Here is a 3329-nt window from a genome sequence, read left to right as displayed (position 1 = left end):
CCATTAATTTCTTTATTATAGCGCGCTGTAGCGCCTACATTAACGACTGTACCGTGGATAACACCGAAACGTTCAGGAGGAAAGGCAGAAAACTTGATGTAAGCACGTTGGCCCTTTTCTAAAAAACCAATATCTCGATTATCAAAAAATGCTTCAATAATGAGACCACCCGCACCAGGGACAATGCGCATGAGAGTTTTACCAGCCTCTACAAAGCCGCCCAAAGTATGGATACTTAAATCATCGATACGTCCATCAACAGGTGCATAGAGTGATAAGTGGTCAAGATGGTATTGAGTGCTATCAAGCTTTGCTTTTAATCCTTGAAGATTCAGTTCTGTTTCACGTGAAAGTTGCCGATAGCGGGCGATTTCATCGGAAATGAGACTTTTCCGTTGTTGGCGGAGGGTGTTTATTTCGGCGGCATTTTCTTCCAAACGTCTTTGATTGGTTAAAATTTCATGCTCGACATTTTTAAAATCATGTAAACGCTCTAAATAAACGGCTTGGCTAATGACTTTTGTTTCCATCAGGCTTTTTGCAGCCTTTAATTTTCCTTGGCTTAATTGACGATCATCTTCCAACCTATCTAATTGCGCATGTTGTGTTGCACCGCTGCGCTCGACGCGGTCCGCCTGTGCTTTTAGCGCTCTTAATTTATCTTGGAGAGATTGAAGGGTAGCGCTAATGAGTTTTTCCCCTTCTATTCTTGCAGTCGTGTTGCCAGAAGGAGGAGCTGGCAGATAGGCAAGCCCTTTGGTTACAAAATCTTTATCCAAAGGATTGCTTTCAGCAAGAAGTGTTGTAGGTATGTTATAAAGAAAAGAATAACCGGTATTCCACGGTAGGTTTGTGCAAATCAAAAAGGCCACACAGTATGGAGTTGTCCAGCCTTTTTATGCAAGCAAATGGGAAAATAACGCTCACTTTACAGCATTTTCTTAGAACTGATAACGTATTCCACCAGAAAAGCTCGCTCCTGTTATACCCGTTTTTTGTAGCTTTTGTTGGTAACTAACATCACCATGAAGTACGATATTGTGGGAGAGTTGTGCATTGATGCCCAAACCGCCTTCAATGGCAGTTCCGGCAGGATCAAGGTCAAATTCCTTACCAATCTGTATTTTCCCATCATCACTAAAGGTTTTAAGAAAGTTCACTTTTCCATAAAAAGAAAAGGGATAATCACTTTCGGCAGAAACAGTTTTAGTTAAACGTCCGCCAATCCGAACCAACCATTGGGAAGGATTTTTCATATCAATTTCTAGATTATCAGCATCTTTCATGGTGTCAAACGACAATTGTTGATAAACAATTTGTGCTTGTGGCTCAAACTCTATCCCTGCCATTCCTGTAGCAAATTCTTTTCCAATGGTAACCAAAGCGCTCAAGGTTTTGGCACCCTTCAAGTTTGCGGCATTCTTGATATCAGCCGTAGTGATATTTCCATCGATCATGCCATAGGAAGTTAGGACATCGACATATAAGCCATTGTTGTGTTGTATACTGCCATAAGCTGTAACCGCCCATTTATTGAGTGTGCTTTTGTCTGCACCCTCCATATCCTTAGGTGTGAAAGAGAGTTTCCCATAGGTTCCCATAAGTCCAAAATGCATGGTGATATTTTGGCTTTCCATTGCAGCTAATGCACCACCTGCTTGTACGGCAGCATAGCGAATATCAGCGCCATAGCCATATTTGAAGGGACCACGCTCAGAGGTTAAGGTAGCATTGCTACCATAGGGTGAAAAGAAGAAAGAATAATTTTGTGTTGTACGGATATCAGCTAACAATTTGCTTTGCTTAGTAATGTCGGTAAAACCAGCGTAGAAGAGAGCGTTAGGCATCACGATATAGCTTGCCACTTGCGGTACGACAGCTTCCACATGTGGACCAGGGACAGAGCCACCGGAACCGCTACCGCCACCGGAGTCAAGAAATGCTTTATGCAAGCGAAAATCCCAGAAGTTTTCATTTTTTTCATCAAAGAGGTTTTGCTCAATATTGGCTGTGCCATGGCGTGATTCTGGTCCATAAGCAGTTAGTGTGTATTTATAAGGCAAACCATCTCTTGTGATATAACCATTGGCTAATTTGAAGGAGTCTTCCATCGCTTTTCCAGAGACTTGGATAAGGGAAATACCGCCTGTATTCGAGGGGGCCGCAGCATTTTCTACACTGTTTTTATCCCCTACATCACTCTTGATATAAACTGTTGTTGTACCTGATGCATCGCCATGAATGAGAACGCGATCGGTTTTTTGATCATCTACAGCAACCCCATCGTTCCATGCCATGTTAAAGTGGATTTCTGCGTTTCCAGAAGCGTTATAGATCTCTGGAGTATCTTTTTTACCAGAACCGATATGTAATGTGTGATAATGGTTTTCTACTGGCTTTTCAAAAACAATTTTGCTGTCATTGAGGTTGAGTGCAGAAACATCAGAACGTGATCTTTGAGTGATATCAAGTAACTTGCCCGCATCATCTTTTTCTTTTGTGCTGGTGTTCACAAACCATGTTGTATTGTTTTTGAGATCAAAGCTTGTTTGTCCATTTTCGTCATTTCTTACACCACCTTGTAAGACAGAACGGTCTGCGGAGAGTGAAAAGATTTGATTAGGTTTTGGTGTATCATGGATTATCCCTACGAATAACCTATCGGCTCTGATTTCTGAATCTTTGAGGTTGAGTTTACCATTTGATGAATTGTTGGCAACAATACCCGTTCCATCTTCGATGAGAAGGTTTGTATTGGTCAGGTTTATTTCTAAAGTTTGATCGTTTTTTGAGTTATCAAAGCGTATCCCATTGCGCTGTGCTTTTGCAGAAATATCTGTGACATCAATATGTCCGCCATCTTTTACGACAAATGCTGCTCCTTTTGCACTTACACTCCCTCCCGTCATTGTGATTTTGGCTTCTTCACCATCTACATGGAGTCCGTAATTTTTAGATGTTACTGTGACATTATCATTTAAAGTAATTGTGCTACCTTGCAGAGTTTGTACTTCTCCACCAAAGGAACCTCCGCCCATTACTGTTATTTGGGAATTATCATTAGCCAAGAGAGCTTTTTCTGCATTCTTAACGGTTACATTATTTAAAGAAACCATGCTTCCTTTGTCAGCACTTATTCCTTTCTCCATAAGAAAGCCATCTTTACCGCTTGATATTTTCACATCTTTCAGCGTGTTTTCTTTGCTTGTGGTTTCAAGGAATAATGCACCTACTGCTTCGCCTCCTGTGACCTCAATAGATCCTCCTGTCATCTTGATTGTCGCATTATCACTTTGGGCTTTAACACCGATCGTAGCATTTTTAATTGT

2 protein-coding genes are annotated in these 3329 nt (G+C 41.2%); both read right to left on the bottom strand.

The window, feature by feature from the left end:
- Positions 1-863 (bottom strand): HlyD family efflux transporter periplasmic adaptor subunit (locus ACFIL8_RS08540; RefSeq protein WP_375689439.1); only part of this gene is annotated, 863 nt, incomplete at its 3' end.
- Between the two features lie 78 nt (positions 864-941).
- Positions 942-3329 (bottom strand): autotransporter outer membrane beta-barrel domain-containing protein (locus tag ACFIL8_RS08535; RefSeq protein WP_375689437.1); only part of this gene is annotated, 2388 nt, incomplete at its 5' end.

This window comes from Bartonella sp. AP57NXGY, assembly GCF_042195805.1.
Classification (GTDB): Bacteria; Pseudomonadota; Alphaproteobacteria; order Rhizobiales; family Rhizobiaceae; genus Bartonella.
This window is presented reverse-complemented; position numbering and strand designations above follow the sequence as displayed.